At 33.5% G+C, this 15,901-nt stretch carries 20 protein-coding genes and 1 pseudogene; 17 read left to right on the top strand and 4 right to left on the bottom strand.

All coding sequences use genetic code 11. The features are described from left to right. Positions 1 to 699 precede the first annotated feature (699 nt). Entirely contained in the window at positions 700 to 1,095 is a 396-nt protein-coding gene (locus tag LN736_RS09710) for a pyridoxamine 5'-phosphate oxidase family protein (RefSeq protein ID WP_229981473.1), read from the bottom strand. A 177-nt stretch (positions 1,096 to 1,272) separates the two neighbouring features. On the opposite strand from LN736_RS09710, the pseudogene LN736_RS09705 reads away from it, so the two are divergent. Continuing rightward, positions 1,273 to 2,711, top strand: a pseudogene (locus LN736_RS09705) (DDE-type integrase/transposase/recombinase). A gap of 455 nt (positions 2,712 to 3,166) precedes the next feature. Here the strand turns inward: LN736_RS09705 and LN736_RS09700 are convergent. Beyond that, entirely contained in the window at positions 3,167 to 3,541 is a 375-nt protein-coding gene (locus tag LN736_RS09700; RefSeq protein WP_229981472.1) for a winged helix-turn-helix transcriptional regulator, read from the bottom strand. 263 nt (positions 3,542 to 3,804) lie between these two features. On the opposite strand from LN736_RS09700, the gene LN736_RS09695 reads away from it, so the two are divergent. The 3 genes from LN736_RS09695 (at position 3,805) to LN736_RS09685 (ending at position 5,318) form a co-directional block, all read left to right on the top strand. Further along, entirely contained in the window at positions 3,805 to 4,287 is a 483-nt protein-coding gene (locus LN736_RS09695; RefSeq protein WP_229981471.1) for a transposase, read from the top strand. 125 nt (positions 4,288 to 4,412) lie between these two features. Further along, positions 4,413 to 4,850 carry an IS5 family transposase gene (locus LN736_RS19200; protein WP_378062862.1) on the top strand — a complete coding sequence of 146 codons (438 nt, stop codon included), beginning with the start codon at positions 4,413 to 4,415 and terminating at the stop codon, positions 4,848 to 4,850. Positions 4,851 to 4,862: 12 nt separating this feature from the next. Further along, the gene (locus LN736_RS09685) at positions 4,863 to 5,318 is read left to right on the top strand and encodes a sulfite exporter TauE/SafE family protein (protein ID WP_326839078.1); all 456 of its coding nucleotides are present in this window, start codon (positions 4,863 to 4,865) and stop codon (positions 5,316 to 5,318) included. A 26-nt stretch (positions 5,319 to 5,344) separates the two neighbouring features. On the opposite strand, the gene LN736_RS09680 is transcribed toward LN736_RS09685, so the two are convergent. Then, on the bottom strand, positions 5,345 to 5,569 hold the full coding sequence (locus LN736_RS09680; RefSeq protein ID WP_229981468.1) for a hypothetical protein: 225 nt from the start codon (positions 5,567 to 5,569) through the stop codon (positions 5,345 to 5,347). Between the two features lie 143 nt (positions 5,570 to 5,712). Between LN736_RS09680 and LN736_RS09675 the strand changes: the two genes are divergently transcribed. Genes LN736_RS09675 through LN736_RS09640 form a run of 8 tightly spaced genes read left to right on the top strand, consistent with a single transcriptional unit; the run spans position 5,713 to position 10,354 of the window. Then, on the top strand, positions 5,713 to 6,546 hold the full coding sequence (locus LN736_RS09675) for an Mrp/NBP35 family ATP-binding protein (RefSeq protein ID WP_229981467.1): 834 nt from the start codon (positions 5,713 to 5,715) through the stop codon (positions 6,544 to 6,546). A 3-nt stretch (positions 6,547 to 6,549) separates the two neighbouring features. Beyond that, entirely contained in the window at positions 6,550 to 6,927 is a 378-nt protein-coding gene (locus LN736_RS09670; RefSeq protein ID WP_229981466.1) for a NifB/NifX family molybdenum-iron cluster-binding protein, read from the top strand. Position 6,928: 1 nt separating this feature from the next. Continuing rightward, positions 6,929 to 7,759: an ATP-binding protein gene (locus tag LN736_RS09665; RefSeq protein ID WP_229981465.1), complete on the top strand. Its 831-nt coding sequence runs from the start codon at positions 6,929 to 6,931 to the stop codon at positions 7,757 to 7,759. Next, entirely contained in the window at positions 7,750 to 8,598 is an 849-nt protein-coding gene (locus LN736_RS09660; RefSeq protein ID WP_229981464.1) for an ATP-binding protein, read from the top strand. Before LN736_RS09665 ends, LN736_RS09660 begins: the two co-directional genes overlap by 10 nt. A 60-nt stretch (positions 8,599 to 8,658) precedes the next feature. Further along, positions 8,659 to 9,018, top strand: coding sequence for a C-GCAxxG-C-C family (seleno)protein (locus LN736_RS09655; RefSeq protein WP_229981463.1), 360 nt, complete (start codon positions 8,659 to 8,661; stop codon positions 9,016 to 9,018). Positions 9,019 to 9,064: 46 nt separating this feature from the next. Then, entirely contained in the window at positions 9,065 to 9,421 is a 357-nt protein-coding gene (locus LN736_RS09650) for a NifB/NifX family molybdenum-iron cluster-binding protein (protein ID WP_229981462.1), read from the top strand. A gap of 32 nt (positions 9,422 to 9,453) precedes the next feature. Beyond that, entirely contained in the window at positions 9,454 to 9,921 is a 468-nt protein-coding gene (locus tag LN736_RS09645) for a Fur family transcriptional regulator (protein ID WP_229981461.1), read from the top strand. Then, on the top strand, positions 9,899 to 10,354 hold the full coding sequence (locus tag LN736_RS09640; protein ID WP_229981460.1) for a DUF134 domain-containing protein: 456 nt from the start codon (positions 9,899 to 9,901) through the stop codon (positions 10,352 to 10,354). The genes LN736_RS09645 and LN736_RS09640 overlap by 23 nt, the downstream gene beginning before the upstream one ends. Positions 10,355 to 10,557: 203 nt before the next feature. Here the strand turns inward: LN736_RS09640 and LN736_RS09635 are convergent, their stop codons facing one another. Beyond that, positions 10,558 to 11,286 (bottom strand): LysR family transcriptional regulator, encoded by a 729-nt coding sequence (locus tag LN736_RS09635; protein WP_229981459.1) that lies wholly within the window; start codon positions 11,284 to 11,286, stop codon positions 10,558 to 10,560. A gap of 199 nt (positions 11,287 to 11,485) precedes the next feature. On the opposite strand from LN736_RS09635, the gene asrA reads away from it, so the two are divergent. From asrA to LN736_RS09610, 5 genes are all read left to right on the top strand, one after another. Then, positions 11,486 to 12,544: an anaerobic sulfite reductase subunit AsrA gene (asrA, locus tag LN736_RS09630; protein WP_229981458.1), complete on the top strand. Its 1,059-nt coding sequence runs from the start codon at positions 11,486 to 11,488 to the stop codon at positions 12,542 to 12,544. Next, entirely contained in the window at positions 12,537 to 13,337 is an 801-nt protein-coding gene (gene asrB, locus LN736_RS09625; protein WP_229981457.1) for an anaerobic sulfite reductase subunit AsrB, read from the top strand. The genes asrA and asrB overlap by 8 nt, the downstream gene beginning before the upstream one ends. 12 nt (positions 13,338 to 13,349) lie before the next feature. Then, positions 13,350 to 14,372 (top strand): sulfite reductase subunit C, encoded by a 1,023-nt coding sequence (gene asrC, locus LN736_RS09620; protein ID WP_229981456.1) that lies wholly within the window; start codon positions 13,350 to 13,352, stop codon positions 14,370 to 14,372. A 163-nt stretch (positions 14,373 to 14,535) separates the two neighbouring features. Continuing rightward, the gene (locus tag LN736_RS09615) at positions 14,536 to 15,060 is read left to right on the top strand and encodes an FmdE family protein (protein WP_229981455.1); all 525 of its coding nucleotides are present in this window, start codon (positions 14,536 to 14,538) and stop codon (positions 15,058 to 15,060) included. Positions 15,061 to 15,064: 4 nt separating this feature from the next. Further along, positions 15,065 to 15,880: a class I SAM-dependent methyltransferase gene (locus tag LN736_RS09610; RefSeq protein WP_229981454.1), complete on the top strand. Its 816-nt coding sequence runs from the start codon at positions 15,065 to 15,067 to the stop codon at positions 15,878 to 15,880. Positions 15,881 to 15,901: the final 21 nt, after the last annotated feature.

The following is a 15,901-nucleotide window of genomic DNA, read 5'->3' as shown; positions in this document are numbered from 1 at the left end:
AGGTTACTGCTGTAATTCTCCTGCAAAACTTATTGTTATTGCCTGGAAAGCGTGCAGCCTGACCAGAGTATCAAATTCTGCTTACACAAATGTTGCATCTCCATCCGTAGCCGCCAGCAAGGTATTTCGCCTGGATGAATGCTGATTACGCGAGGATGCAGTCAGTGCTCTGGATTAGGATAATTCCTTTTTCTTTAATTTAATAGTCTTATTCATTTAAAATTTTAACTAAGTTATGATGAAATATCTTATTTTAAGTAAGATTAAATTTCCATTAAACTATAGTTCCTTAATCTTTTCTTATGGCAATGCTCTTTTTGAGTATTATGTTAAAATCGCTATTATGTGAAATATATTCTAGAATATCATGATTTAAAACTTATGAAAAAATGACGGTTTTGGTGTGAATTCAAAACCGCCATTTGGTATTAGTGCTTATATAAAGCGCAAACATTTAATCGTCACAACAAAAATTTTCGTTGTGGTAATTTCACTGCATTAGACAGTTCTGTAGATTTTCATATATGGCTCTAAACTCCACAGTGACTTTAGCCTGACAAATACATCTTTTTGAATAGTTAGCTCAAAATAAGCCTTTACATTTTCAATGCTGTCAAAGTCATGAAGAACCTAAATTAAGCTTTGCTTTTTACGATATAAGCAGGATTAGCTTGGTAACGCTGATATAATGTTAAAAATTTATAATTCTTTATTATTATCTGCTCCTGGAGTTGCAACAATTACCTGCTCTGGTGTTACAATAAGTACACCTTTTGCTGTTACTGCATTATTCATTGCTTTAGATACAATTTTTTTAAATTTATCTACTAGTTCACCTTCTGTTAAATGAATAGCGGTTCCTTTAATCTGATATCCTTCCATAGTCGTTGCATCACATGCAGAAATGGCTATCTTACCATTCTTGTTAATATTTTCAAGAGTCCTACGAAGAAATACATCACCAATAACTAATTTTCCTTCAGATGTTATTTCTTTAAATAATACAGGTATTGTATTAGGTTCATCAGAATATGTTCCGATATACCATAATTGATTGTTTAAAAGGCTAATAACATTTTCATTTAAGTTTTTCATAGAAATTCCTCCTTATGTTATAAGTTAGTGTAAAGTTTTTTACACTGTTTTTAAAATTTATTCTTTATATATCAAGAGTTACAAAGTTTTTTTTCAATAAAAAAACAATGACCCCCTATTTCATGTTATAATTGAATCTGCAAAAACCAAAAATAAACACGAAAGGGTGTCATTGTCTTGAATTCAATTATAACTTATTTGTTCTTATATAATCAATATCTTTTGAAAATAATTTCTCAATTGCTTTTGTTTATCGCTAAATACATTCCTCTTAAACAGTGGGCTTTTGAGGATTCACATAGTCCTAAATACCAGAAATTCAAAGTCGATAAGCTGCCTAAAATTATTCATTTTGAGAAGGCAGACTACAACTTCTCTTAGCTTACTATAAACATAAATACAATAAGCTGATCAAACCCGTTAAGAGACGTAAGGTCAAGTCCATACCTGAAAATATTTCGTGTCCCAGGTGTGGCGCACCCCATAACTACATTTACGACAATAATGGCAGCAGAGGCCAGTTTCAGTGTAAAGTCTGCGGTCAGAATTTCAACGAAAGCAACCATGCTGACAAACCCATGGTATTTCTCTGTCCTTATTGTGGACATACTCTTTCACCCAGGAAAGACAGGAAACACTTTCGCATACATAAATGTGTTAATCCTGAATGCTCCTACTATCAAGGCAATCTTTCTAAATTACCTAAAAGCCTGGATGCTGCTGACAAACACAAATATAAGCTTCGCTACATCTATCGTGAGTTCACAGTAGACTTTTTCAAGATGGACTTACATGGACTTCCCAAAAATGCTGTTAATTTTAAGTACAGGAAGTTCAGTGCCCACATCATGGGATTGTGCCTTACATATCATATAAATCTGAAGCTTTCAACAAGGCAGACAGCCCACGCCTTACAAGAAGTTCATGGTATAAAAATTTCACACACCATGGTTTCTAACTATGCTATGACTGCTGCCGCAGTTATCAAGCCTCTTACGGATACTTTTGGCTACAAACCTTCCAAAATCCTTTCTGCTGATGAAACCTACATCAAGGTTAAAGGCATAAAACACTACGTTTGGATTGTCATGGACGCCTGTAAAAAGTCTATTCTAGGCTACCAGGTATCTGATACCAGATCTGTAGGTCCATGTATCCTGGCTATGCGCATGGCTTTTGAGAAGTTTAAAGAATTTCCCAATAAAGCCCTGAAATTTATTGCAGATGGCTACAGTGCCTATCCTCTTGCCAGCCAACAATGCAAGCTCATGAATGGCTGGGATTTTGATGTTACTCAAGTCATCGGACTTACCAATGATGCTGCTGTATCCACTGAATTCCGTTGGGTAAAGCAAGTAGTAGAGCGGCTTAACCGCACCTTCAAGTCTTCCTACCGTGTTACTTGTGGTTATGGAAGCGAAAATGGTGCTCTTTATGGTGTTTCTCTCTGGGTTGCCTATTATAACTTCCTTCGCCCTCATCCGTATAATTACTGGAAGCCACTAAATGAGATAGATATTTTATCTCATGCAGGTAATATGCCTGCCAAGTGGCAGCTTCTTATTTATCTTGGCCAGCAGACTATTCTAAATATGCAGGAAAATCCAGTGGCTTGACTACTATCTGTTTTTAGATTTTTGAGCCGGAGGTACAACTTAGCCACCCTGCGGGCTTGCCCTTGATGGAGTTACGAATAAATGCTAAAATGCTGTGAACAAGACGGTGAAATCTATCTGTTTTTGAGTTTTTGCCGTCGATGTATCCTTCAGAGCATTTATTTGTAATGCAGTCAAGGGTGGCGGGGTACACTAAAAAATCCTATCTCCAGTTAGATTTCTAAAGTCATAATTCTAATTTCCTTTGTTTCTGTTTTTCATAGCTCACTTTACACTATCTATTATAACTACATACTATTGAGATTATATTTTTACGGGTCGACTATATTTTAGCTATATTCTATTATTTAAACAAGTATTAATAAATTTATTAGCTACTATTAAAAATAATAGTACTATTAAAAATAGCTGAATATAGCAATCAGCTATCTCCAGTTATTTTATAGGTATATTTTTTATATTCCATTACAATTTTTACATGGAGTTAGTGCATCTTCCGCATTGACTTTTTTATAAGCTTTTGACCAGTGGCAAATATTTTGAAGTATTGGTACAATTGATTTACCTTTAGCAGTCAAGGAATATTCTACCTTTGGAGGCATTTCGTTATACTGATTTCTACTAAGAATTTCATCTGATATCATTTCTTTAAGCATTGCTGCTAAAACTGCATCCGTGATATTAGACAACTCCCTTCGAATTTTACTGTAGCGCATTGTACCATTAGCTGCTATTACACAAATGATTCTTGATTTCCATTTACCTCCAAATATATCTAAGCCATATTCAAGAGGGCATTTAATTTCTTTCTCTAATTTATGTTTATACAATGAAAATCACTCCTTTATCACTCTTGTTTTTCATAGTTACTAATAAATTTATTAATATATATGAATATTATAGGATATTCATATAACAGAGTCAACAAGGGTACTAGAAAGAAAATAGTGGAAATAATTATGAGAAGTGGAAATTTAATACTTGCATTATTAGTTGTGATAGTATGAAAGCTAATTTTGCAGTTGTAAAATTGGAATTTACTGGTGTACCATCTATATTAAAGATAGAGTGACCACTGCTATACATCATGAAAATGCTCTTGTGGCTATATATAATAACAAAAAAAGTATCAGAACTTAAAAAGGGTCCAGTTGCAAATTTACTTCTTGAAGCAACGGAACCTGTTGTAATGAATGCTATTTACCATCGTGCTGCTTATACATATGATGGTTTAAGCAATGGTAAAACTCTTATTGAAATCGTACATGATTTAGACGATGAGAGAGTAAAGGGAACAGAACAACATGCTGCAATACTACTATCAGGTATATTCAAGAAACAGATAGAAGTTAAAATCCTATCAATTAAACCTGGTGCGAGAGGGACTAGTAAACTTGCCAAAAAATATCTTTCATTTGATTCGAAAATTCCAATAGCAAAAACAGGCAGACCTCCAAAAGATAATAGGCTTATATTTAACGCAATCCTATGGATTGCAAGAAGTGGAGCAGCATGGCGTGATTTGCCTGAACGTTTTGGTTCATGGAAAACCGTGTACAGCCGTTTCTGCAAGTGACGTGATAATGGGACCTTGTTAGTCATTTTTAAACAGTTAAATTCTGATGCAGATTATGAGGATCTCAGTATTGACTCTACTTGTATAAAAGCTCACCAGCATAGTGCTGGTGCTAAAAAGGGGCTATAAACAGTGAAACAAAACAGCATATTGGATTAAGCCGTGGTGGACATACTACAAAAATTCATACCATTGTTGACGGCCTTGGCAATCCAGTATATTTTCAATTATCATCTGGTAATTTACATGACAGTACACAAGCTGTAGACGTTCTTTCCAATATTGATATAAAAGGCAGCAATATTTTAGCTGACAAGGCATATGGTATAAATGAAATTAGAAAATATATTACTTCAAAAGAGGCCTCATATACCATTCCACCAAAATCCAATGCAAGGAATCCATGGGATTGTGACTGGTGGTTGTATAAAGAACGCCATTTAGTAGAATGTTTCTTTAATAAAATCAAGCATTTTAGAAGAATTTCAACTCGATATGACAAACTTGCTTCTTCTTTTCTCGCTTTTATTTATGTTGCTGCTATCTTTATTTTGTCTAAGTAGGATAATTTCTATATTGTTTTCAGACATGCCCTAGTTATTGTGTCAGTATTTTTGATAATAAGGACAAAAAAGGAAACAATAGAAAAAAATATAGTAGTTAAAAAAGGATATGTTACAAGGACGGTAGTAAATATTGAAAGAGTAGAACATACATTTTCATATAATCCTATTGTCGGAATTATTGTAAGTGTTTTTGTGGGTTTTATATCTAGTTTTTTAGGAATAGGAGGAGGAATAATACATGTTCCGGTGCTTCTTATTAACATACTAAATTATCCTGTCCATATTGCAACTGCCACATCACATTTTGTTTTGACAGTAATGTTACTATCCGTAACTGTAGTACATATAGCAGATGGAGCACTTCAACCTGGCGCGTTATCAATTGGTGTATTGTTTGGAGCACAGTTAGGTGCTAGACTTTCAAAAAAAATTCATGGAGTAACAATAATTTGTATTCTTTTTTAAAAATTTTTTTATAAAATGAAATAAATTTAGATGTTTTTCTTATTCCTTTGCAATAAGGCTTTTAATGTGTTGATATTTTGTTTTATTTCTTTTATTTCAGCTTCATATTTTTGTACAGTAACACCGGGAAGGTGAATGCCGGTTTGGTTTAATACAAATTTTCTCTCTTCTTTAACTTCTTCAAGAGATTCTTTAAGTTCTTGAAGTTTTTTTTCAAGTTCTAAAGTATTCATTTTATCGAAATTATTCATTGTGGTTTTCACTCCGTTACATTTTTAAACCTTATAGGTTCTGTTAATAATTATTATAACATTCTTAATTGGCATTTGACAATAACTACAAATAGGAGTAATATGAAATTGGCCAATGCCAATATAAAAATGGAGATGATTGTATGTCAGATTGTGATTCATGTCCATCAAATGACGGATGTGAAAAGGACAAAGAAAGTTGTATGATTGAAAACAATCCTATGAACAATGTAAAAAAAATAGTAGGTGTAATGAGTGGAAAGGGAGGGGTAGGTAAATCTACAATTTCGGTATTATTGGCAAAGGAGCTTAATAAAAAAGGTTTTAAGGTAGGTATACTTGATGCTGATATTACAGGACCGAGTGTTCCGAGATTACTGAATTTAAAAAATAAAAGGGCAGAAGCTGTAGGAGAAAATATTGTGCCGGTAACCACGGAAGAAGGTATAAAAGTTATATCACTTAACCTACTGATAGAAAATGAGGAAGAACCGGTGATTTGGAGAGGGCCTATAATAGGCAATACGGTTAAACAGTTTTGGACCGATGTGCTGTGGGGAGAACTTGATTATTTGGTAATTGACATGCCTCCTGGAACGGGAGACGTAGCTATTACTGCAATGCAGTCAATACCTATTAATGGAATAATAATGGTATCAGTACCTCAAGATTTAGTATCTATGATAGTCTCAAAAGCTATAAATATGGTAAATAAAATGGGTATTAACATTTTGGGCATTATTGAAAATATGAGTTATGTAAAGTGCCCGGACTGTAATAAAAAAATCAAAATTTTCAACGGAGAAAATACTCGTGAGTTTTTGGGAAAAACGAATTTGAAGCTTCTTGGTGAATTGCCTGTGGTAGATAGTATATGTAATCTATTATCTTACCAGGATAGAAATACAGATAATAGTATGGATTCAATATTCAGTCCAATAGCTGAAAATATAATTAAAAACATGGAGGAGGAATAGCTAATGAAAATTGCGGTTTCGGCAAAAAGTAAAACTGCTGATTCTTTGCTTGATATAAGATTCGGAAGATGTGAGTATTTTCAGATTTATGATGGTGAAAATGATGAAGTTAAAGTTATAGATAATAAAGGTAAATTGTCTGGTAGTGGAGCGGGAGTTGCAGCTGCACAGCAATTAGTTGATGAAAAGGTAAATCTCATAATTACAGGAAGTCTTGGACCAAATGCTTATGAAATTGTTGAAAAAGCGGGAATTAAAATTTATAAATGTAGGGACGTTTCTATAAGTTCTGCTTTAGAAAAGTTTAATAAAGATGAACTTTTGGAATTAGTGAAACCGTCACGTAATGGTACAGGTCATGGATTTAGAGGGGGAAGATGAGTTGAATATAGCAGTGTTAAGCGGCAAAGGCGGAACAGGAAAAACTACAGTTTCTATAAACCTTGCACTTGTACTAGGAGCAAATTATATTGATTGTGACGTGGAGGAACCCAATGGGTTTATATTCTTAAAGCCGGAAGTAGAAGAAGCTAAAAGTGTTATGGTAGAGTATCCTTTTATAGATGATACTGATTGTAATTCCTGCGGTGAGTGTGTAAAGGTTTGTCAGTTTAATGCTCTTGCTAAAGTTAAGGACGAGATAATGCTTTTTCAGAAATTGTGTCATAGTTGTGGTGCCTGTGAAATTGTGTGTACATATGATGCATTAAGCTATAAGAAGAGAGAAATAGGTAAAATTGAAAAAGGTAAGGCTGATGAAATGAGTTGTAGCAGAGGAATTTTAAATATAGGTGAACCTATGGCTGTGCCGGTAATAAAAGAATTGTTACAAAATCTTTCAGAAGAAACTAACTTAATAGATTGTCCCCCAGGTACATCTTGTAATGTGGTAAACTCTTTAAAATATGCAGATGCTGCAATACTTGTTACAGAGCCTACGCAATTTGGCCTGCATGATTTGAAAATTGTTGTGAAGCTCGTAAGAATGTTCAATATACCTTTTGGAATAGTGATAAATAAAGATGATGGAAGAGAAAACTTAATTAGAAATTATTGTAGTGATGAAAGAATTGAGATTATAGGAAGTATTCCATATAGTAGGGAGATAGCAAAAATATATTCAGAGGGAGGAGTTTTAAACAAGAATTTAAATTATAAAAATGTATTCGATAAATTATCGGTGAGAGTGAGGGAGGCGCTAAAGTGGAATTAGTAGTTTTGAGCGGTAAAGGTGGAACAGGTAAAACTACGATTGCAATAGCACTGTCAGAACTTGCTCAAGATGTAATAAGAATAGATTGCGACGTAGATGCCCCTAATTTATACCTTTTCTATCAAGGAAAAGATATTGAAAAGAAGGAGTTTATGGGAGCTAGAAAAGCTGTAATAGATGAATCACTCTGTATCAAATGTGGTAAATGTGAAGCTATTTGTAGATTTGATGCCATAGAAAATTATAAAATAGATCCATTTGTCTGTGAAGGTTGTGGAGCATGTAACCTTATATGTCCCCAAAATGCTATAAAATTACATAATGAAAAATCAGCTGATACTTTTATTACAGGGATTGGCAATGACATTATTTCAAGAGCGGAAATGGACATTGGAGGTGATAATTCAGGAAAACTTATAACATACTTACGAAGAAACGGAAAAAAATTTAATAAAAATGATAAACTGACTATAATAGATGGCTCACCAGGCATAGGATGTTCAGTTATTTCTTCTATAACGGGAAGTGATGCAGTTTTAATTGTTACTGAACCAACAATATCTGGATTTGAAGATTTCATGAGAGTGGTGTCTTTGTGCAAGTATTTTAGGATATTTACTATGGTTTGTATAAATAAATATGATATCAATGAAGATCTGAGTAAAGAAATAGAAAATTTTATTAAAAAGGAAAAGTTGTTTTTAGTTGGAAGAATTCCTTATGATGATATTGTTATGAAATCCATAAATGAGTTAAAACCTATCATATATTATGAGAATAGTAAAGCAGGAGATTCAATTAAAAAAATGTGGAATAGTATAGAAAGGCTCATTTATTGAAAAGTAAACTTTTAATGTTTTAAAATTTAGTATTCTTTATAGCACATGGAGGATGTAAAAATGAAAAGAGTATTGGAACTTCATAAAGAAGGGTATAATTGTGCAGAATCTATTGTAAAAGCCATAAATGAGGAAAAAGAAACAAATATTCCAGTTTCTGTAGCTAGTCCTTTTGGCTCAGGTATGACAGTTGGAAGTACTTGTGGAGCTGTTACCGGAGCATTGATGGCTTTAGGCTCAATAAGAGGAAGAAAAACCAGTAAGGAATCAAATGAAACAAGAAAGATCACTAAGGAAGTAATAAATAAAGTAAAAGAAAAATATGGAACATTTGAGTGTTCAGAGTTAAAGAAAAAAGGTATATCTTGTGATGAAATAATAGAATATGCCTATGATATTTTAAGGGAATATATTAAATAAATTAATATATAAATTTTATTAAAAATAAATACAGGGAGGAATAAAAGTGAAAATTGCAGTAGCAAGTGATGGAAAACAAGTAAGTGGACATTTTGGACATTGCAGTGGATTTATGATTTATGAAATAGGGGAAGACAAATCTTTAAAAAAGAACTTTGTGGAGAATCCGGGGCATAAGCCAGGATTTTTACCGATGTTTTTAAAAGAAAAGGGTGCAAATGTAATAATATCAGGAGGAATGGGAGAGACTGCAGTTCAATTATTTAGAGACAGTGAAATAAAAGTTGTTACAGGTGCGCAGGGCCTATGTGATGATGTAGTACAGAAATATATAAATGGAGAATTGAAGTCTACTGGAAGTGTATGTAAAGAGCACCAATATGAAGGAAATTGCAATGAGTAATTAAATTCAATTTGTGAGGTGAGTATTTGAATATGAAGGATGAATTTTTGTTAATTAAAGAATTGTTGAATAAGAAAAATTACAAGTTTACCAGTCAAAAGAAAATTGTACTTGAAGTTTTAATTGAATCAAATACTCACCAAAATATCAAAGAGATTTATGATAGAATAAAAAGTCATAATAAGATAGGTCTTGCAACTGTTTATAGAACATTAAAGATATTTACACGCTTAGGTATAACTAAAGAAATAAATATAAATGGAATAAGTTATTATGAATTAAAAATATACAGCAGAAAACCTCTTCATATTCATTTTAAATGTATTCATTGCAATGATATAATAGATATAGATGATAGTAATATTAATTTAGAACTTATCAAACTGAACAATTACATAGAAAAAGCTAAAAATATTGATATAGAAGACGTAAATATTGTTTTATCCGGAATATGCAGCAAATGCAGGGAGGAGAAAAATGCCAAGACCAGTCAAATATAGAAGTGTAGAGAAGTTGCCGGAGTATACTTACTTTGTACCAGTAGGTAGAAAAAAATGCGAAATAAAAGATATAGTAATAAAAGTTGAGGAACTTGAAGCAATGAGATTGAAAGATATTGAAAAATTAAATCAGGAAGAATGTGCTGAAAGAATGCACGTATCCAGGCAAACTTTTCAAAATATAATAGATAGTGCAAGAGAAAAAACAGCTATTGCTCTGACACAGGGAAATTCAATAAGAATAAGTGGAGGAAACTACAGGCCTGTATTCTGCAAATTTAAATGTTTTAATTGTGGCAACGTATATGAAATAAAAAAAGAAGAAGACAAATATAGTTGCCCTTCCTGCGGATCTGATGAGGTTATTTGTAATAAAAAAGCTAATCTCTGCAGAAAATGGTGTAAATTAGGTAGAAAAGACGATAAGTTATAATTATATTTATTTTAATAATCCATTACGTATACAGCTGGTATATTAAATTTATATTTTATAAGCAGAATTAAACAATTTTTCTATTGCTGCAATTAATTTTTTAAGAGCAGAGGAAATGTATTTATCTTTGTGATAAATTATTTTAAAGCTCCTGTAAAGTGAAAAATCTTCAATGGGAATTTGTACTACATTATTTTGATGAATCAGCAGACTTTTGGACAGATTGAGACGCCCTGCCCAGCTGCCACTACGTTGATTATGGAGTCAGAACTGTGGCATACCCATTTTTTTATGATGGGTATGCCCCTGCCTTCTGTTAGATTGATAAGAAAATCTCTGGTACCGGATCCTTCCTCACGCAGTACACAGTCCTTATCTTTTAAGTCAGATAGATGAATTGATTTCTTTGAAGCAAAGGGATGATTTTTACCGCAGATAAGTACCATCTCATCTTGATAAACTTCATCAGATATAATATCCTTTGAATTTACAAACCCTTCTATTACGGCTATGTCTAGAGTTCCATCAATAATTTTCTGTATGATGTCCTTAGAGTTGTCTACATATACACGTATACGAATTTTAGGATTTCTTTCTTCAAATTTGGAAATGATATTACCCAGGAAAAAACTTCCTACGGTAAGTGAAGCTCCTACATGAATACATATCTGTTCAGAGGCATGATGCAGATAATGTTCCATTTCACGAAAATTTGCAAGAATATGTCTTGCGTAATTTAAGAATTCCTTTCCTACATCTGTAATATATAATTTTCTGGAAAGTCTTTCAAACAATTTTACGTGATATTCCTCCTCAATTTGGGAGATAGCGTGGCTGACAGTAGGTTGAGATATATAAAGTTTTTTTGCTGCGGCTCCTATTTTTCCTTTTTCTGCTACGGCAATAAAAATTTCCAAATCCCGTATTGTCATAAATATCCTCCTCTTATATAAAAATACATAGATGAAAAGCTATGAAATTATAATAAGTTTAGCATTTTACAAAAGAAATATCAAGGAATATAATTTTTATATAGGGAATTGGCCAATACCTGTTTTGTAATATTTATCAAATGATTTAGCTGAAAAATTAAATTGTGAAAATAAAAATTTTGGAAAGGGTGTAATTAGAATGAAGGTTTCCAAGACATATCAGCTTAAAGCTGAAGATGTGGATGAATTATTTGCTAAATTGGAACAGAAATATGTTATCTATGCTCCAGTGCGAATTCAAGGGGGAGGAAGATATGCAAAACAGGATTCAATTTTATACAAGCCAGTGCATAAATACGAAGAGATAGAATACAATGAACGCTCCACTTACTCTATGAAGGAGGTTCTTACTCCGATAACACAAACCTTGTTTTATTTTACTGAGGATGAATATAGGGAAAGTAAAATGAAAGAAAAAAAAGATATTTTATTGTTTGGCAGGGCATGTGACATAAATTCAATAAAAATTCAGGATCGGATTTATCTGAAAAATGGTGATACAGAAGATTATTTTTATAAAAGAGTAAGAGACAAAATCAAGTTTGCATTGATGGAATGTGCCGATGAGTTCGATGGATGTTTTTGCTGCAGCACAGGTACGAACAGAACTGATATGTATTCCATCGCGGTGTCTTTTGGTGGAGATATAAATAACGTGGAAGTAAAAGATGAAGAATTTAGAAAGTATTTTCAAAACTACAAATTATCCGATTATGAGATTAAATTTCCTGTAGAAAATAAACTTAAAGTAAAGTTTTCTGTAATAGAAAATTTGGATATGGTAAACAAAATAAAAAATCATCCAATGTGGGATGAATTTGAAGACAGATGTATTGGCTGCGGTTCCTGTACTGTGGCATGCAGTACATGTACCTGTTTTGAAACTACAGATATAGTATATACACAAAATGCAAATGTAGGAGAGAGGAGGAGAACCTGTTCTTCATGTATGCTTGAAAACTTTGATGAAGTTGCAGGTGGAAATTCCTTTAGAAAAAAGATTTCCGAAAGATACAGGTACAAAATTCTCCACAAAGTTTACGGATACAATGCAAGGTTCAATGATGGTCCTATGTGTGTGGGCTGTGGCAGGTGTTCTGCAAGGTGTCCTGAACTTATAAGCTATCCTGCTACATTAAACAAGTTATGTGATGCTGTAGAAGAAATAAAAAAACAGGGAGGAAATGAAAATGTTTAACAATCCAGTTAGGCCGGAGCCTCATAAAATATTGAGGATAATTCCAGAAACGCAGCTCGAGTGGACTTTTCGCATAGAAAACAATATTCCCGTAAAACATGGCCAGTTCATGCAGCTTTCTATTCCGAAAGTAGGTGAGGCGCCTATATCTTTAAGCGGGTTTGGAGAAGGATATGCAGATTTTACTATAAGAAAAGTTGGAAAGGTTACAGACAATCTATTTTCTATGAAGGAAGGAGATCAGATCTTTCTCAGGGGATGCTATGGAAATGGGTGGCCTTTTGAAAAACTTAAAGACAAGAATGTTGTAATTATTGCAGGTGGTACTGGAGTTTCACCAGTAAAGAGTCTTATAGACGAGCTATTTGATAGAAGTGACTATGCAAAAGAAATTTATCTGATTCTTGGGTTCAAGAATTCAAATAGTGTTCTATTTAAAGATGAGCTTGAGAAATGGAAAGAGGCGAGACATTTTCATGTTGTTTATACTCTTGACAGTGAGACATACGAAGACTGGCAGGTTGGAATGGTAACAAACTTTATAAAGAATATTCCGTTTGAATCTTTTGAAGGAAATTATGAATGCCTTGTAGTAGGTCCTCCTGTAATGATGAAATTTGTAGGTAAAGAATTGATTGCAAATAGTGTACCCGAAGATAAAGTATGGATGTCTTTTGAGAGAAAAATGTCCTGTGCAATTGGAAAATGCGGGCATTGCAGAATAGATGAGACATATGTATGTCTGGATGGACCTGTGTTCAACTATAAAAGAGCAAAAAAACTAGTGGATTAGGAGGGGTTTGATTTGGAAGATTGTAATATAAATAAATTGAGAAATAATTGCTTCAGGCAATCTAAAGTACCTGGTGAATTTATGCTTCAGCTTAGAGTTCCAGGTGCTGTTATAGATGCAAAGTGGCTTGATGTTATAAAATATGTGTGTAAAAAATGGGGAAATGGTTCTTTTCATCTGGGAGTAAGGCAGACTTTAAATGCCCCGGGAATAAAGGCAGTAGATATCCCTGCGGTAAATGAATATATACAGCCATATTTGAAGAGCATAGAGCAGAAGATGTGCGATGTGGATATGAAAACCGACAGCGGTTACCCTTATATTGCTCCCAGAAATATAATGGCCTGTATTGGAGAGGTTCATTGTATCAAGGCAAATGTAAACACGCAGAAATTGGCACATGAGCTGGAGAAAATAATTTATCCCAATCCTTATCATATTAAGATCTCAGTATCGGGATGTCCTAATGACTGCGCAAAAGGGCACTTTCAGGATTTTGGTATAATTGGATGTACAAAACCTATTTATGACATAGACCGATGTATTGGCTGCGGGGCATGTATGAGGAAGTGTGAGAAAGCGGCAACCAGGGTATTGTCACTTAATGATAAAGGTAAAATAGACAAGGATACATGTTGCTGTGTAGGATGTGGTGAATGTGTTATTGCATGTCCGACAGGCGCATGGCGCAGGCCGGACAAAGATTTTTATAAAATAATTCTCGGCGGTAGAACAGGAAAACAGTATCCCAGGATGGGAAGAATGTTTGCAAATTGGCTGACTGAAGAAAGTGTACTAGCAATAATGGCAAATTGGCCTAGGTTTTCGGAATGGGTACTTGGTGGAAAGCCTGTTTATATTCATGGTGGTCATCTGATAGATAGAGCAGGATATGAGAAATTTAAGGAGTTCATGCTTGAAGGTGTCACGTTGAATCCGGAAGCTTTTATTGCCGAGAATATCAATTGGACGGAAACGGAATGCAGGAGTAATATTCACGTTAAGCCGTTGAGTAAACATTTAACTGTTAAATAATTCGTAATTAGTTTCATAATGATAACCGATTATCGTTATGAAACTAATTTTTTATCATTATGATAAATTAAATCTTTAATGTTTTCTCTTGAACCTGATTATACATTTTGGTTTAAAAATTGCTTGTATATAATATATATATGAGAGAAAGGAGAGGTTGTCCATGAATAGAGAATTGTGGAATGAATGTATAAAGTTCCACGGACATCATTGCCCGGGACTTGCCATAGGATTTAAAGCTTGTGAAGCGGCAATGGAGAAAATGAATTTGAAATTTTCATCTGATGAAGAGATAGTATGTGTCACTGAAAATGATGCCTGCGGTGTTGATGCAGTACAAGTTATAACAGGGTGTACTTTGGGAAAAGGCAATTTAGTTTACAGGAGTACTGGCAAAATGGCCTTTTCGTTTTTCAACAGGGAAAACGGAGATAGTGTAAGAGTGGTTTTAAAGCAGCTCAAGGGTGAGATGAGCAGAGAGGGAAAAGAGAAGTATATTCTTGAGTCACCGGTAGAAGAGATATTTGATATTAAAAAACCAAAGTTTAAAGCTCCAAAAACTGCAAGGCTGTTTAATACGGTTATTTGTGAAAAATGCGGGGAAGGTGCTCCGGAACATAAAATCAGAATATGTAATGGGAAAAAACTTTGCCTGGATTGTTTTGAAGGATATACACGGGGATGGTAAGAAGATGGATATAGAAAATTTTTCTGATTTATGGAGTGATTCAAAAAAATCATATAATATGGAAGAAAAATTTTGGGATGAAAGGGCTGATGAGTTCAATGAGAAAGATATGGAGGAAAAAGAAAATGAAGAGTTTTTTTCCATATTAGAATTTATTGAAGCAGGTAAGAATAAAAAATTTAACACTGTGCTGGATATAGGGTGCGGTACGGGTTTTTATTCCAAAAGATTTTCAGAAATATCCAGAAGTGTTACCGCTGTAGATATTTCTGAAAGCATGTTAAAGTATGCCGAAGAAAATTCAGGAACAAAATATAATAATGTGAGTTTCGTAAAAAAAGCGTGGTCAGAATTGAATTTAGATGAATTTGGCTGGAGGAAAAAATTTGATATGGTTTTTGCTTCTATGACACCAGCTATAGATAGTTATAAAGATCTTATAAAAATGATGGATTGTGGGACAAACTTATATTTTTTAAGTGGATTTGTAGAGAAAAAGGACAGCTTAAAAAGTGGACTTTCGGAAGTGATTTTAGGGTGTCATGATGATGGATTTTATAAAAATAAGATATACAGCGCTTTTAATATACTGTGGAATATGGGATATTATCCAAAAATAAGTTATGTGGATTCAGACTGGACTGAGAGCCGGCCTGCAGGTAAGTGCTATAAAAAATATTTGCTTTATTTTGAGAGGAAAAAATCTTTGACGAAAAAAGATAAGGTCTCCATTAAAGAGTATATAGAAGCCATGTCAGTAAACGGAATGGTGGAAGAAAAGGTAACTTCCAAGGTGGCGTGGCTTTGCTGGAAAAAATAATGATGAATTATTTAAATAAAG

The organism is Clostridium aromativorans (assembly GCF_020908015.1).
Taxonomy (GTDB): Bacteria; Bacillota; Clostridia; order Clostridiales; family Clostridiaceae; genus Clostridium_B; species Clostridium_B aromativorans.
The sequence above is the reverse complement of the archived record's forward strand: the minus strand, read 5'-3'. Positions and strand labels throughout refer to the sequence as shown.

What these genes read in the sequence shown, in the direction of transcription:
- LN736_RS09670 (WP_229981466.1), top strand. Translation starts at nt 6,550, where the DNA reads ATGAAAATTGCGGTTTCGGCAAAAAGTAAAACTGCTGATTCTTTGCTT.
- LN736_RS09640 (WP_229981460.1), top strand. Translation starts at nt 9,899, where the DNA reads ATGCCAAGACCAGTCAAATATAGAAGTGTAGAGAAGTTGCCGGAGTAT.
- LN736_RS09635 (WP_229981459.1), bottom strand. Translation starts at nt 11,286, where the DNA reads ATGACAATACGGGATTTGGAAATTTTTATTGCCGTAGCAGAAAAAGGA.
- LN736_RS09680 (WP_229981468.1), bottom strand. Translation starts at nt 5,569, where the DNA reads ATGAATAATTTCGATAAAATGAATACTTTAGAACTTGAAAAAAAACTT.
- LN736_RS09615 (WP_229981455.1), top strand. Translation starts at nt 14,536, where the DNA reads ATGAATAGAGAATTGTGGAATGAATGTATAAAGTTCCACGGACATCAT.
- LN736_RS09675 (WP_229981467.1), top strand. Translation starts at nt 5,713, where the DNA reads ATGTCAGATTGTGATTCATGTCCATCAAATGACGGATGTGAAAAGGAC.
- LN736_RS09610 (WP_229981454.1), top strand. Translation starts at nt 15,065, where the DNA reads ATGGATATAGAAAATTTTTCTGATTTATGGAGTGATTCAAAAAAATCA.
- LN736_RS09645 (WP_229981461.1), top strand. Translation starts at nt 9,454, where the DNA reads ATGAAGGATGAATTTTTGTTAATTAAAGAATTGTTGAATAAGAAAAAT.
- asrB (WP_229981457.1), top strand. Translation starts at nt 12,537, where the DNA reads ATGTTTAACAATCCAGTTAGGCCGGAGCCTCATAAAATATTGAGGATA.
- LN736_RS09710 (WP_229981473.1), bottom strand. Translation starts at nt 1,095, where the DNA reads ATGAAAAACTTAAATGAAAATGTTATTAGCCTTTTAAACAATCAATTA.
- asrA (WP_229981458.1), top strand. Translation starts at nt 11,486, where the DNA reads ATGAAGGTTTCCAAGACATATCAGCTTAAAGCTGAAGATGTGGATGAA.
- LN736_RS09695 (WP_229981471.1), top strand. Translation starts at nt 3,805, where the DNA reads ATGCTCTTGTGGCTATATATAATAACAAAAAAAGTATCAGAACTTAAA.
- LN736_RS09655 (WP_229981463.1), top strand. Translation starts at nt 8,659, where the DNA reads ATGAAAAGAGTATTGGAACTTCATAAAGAAGGGTATAATTGTGCAGAA.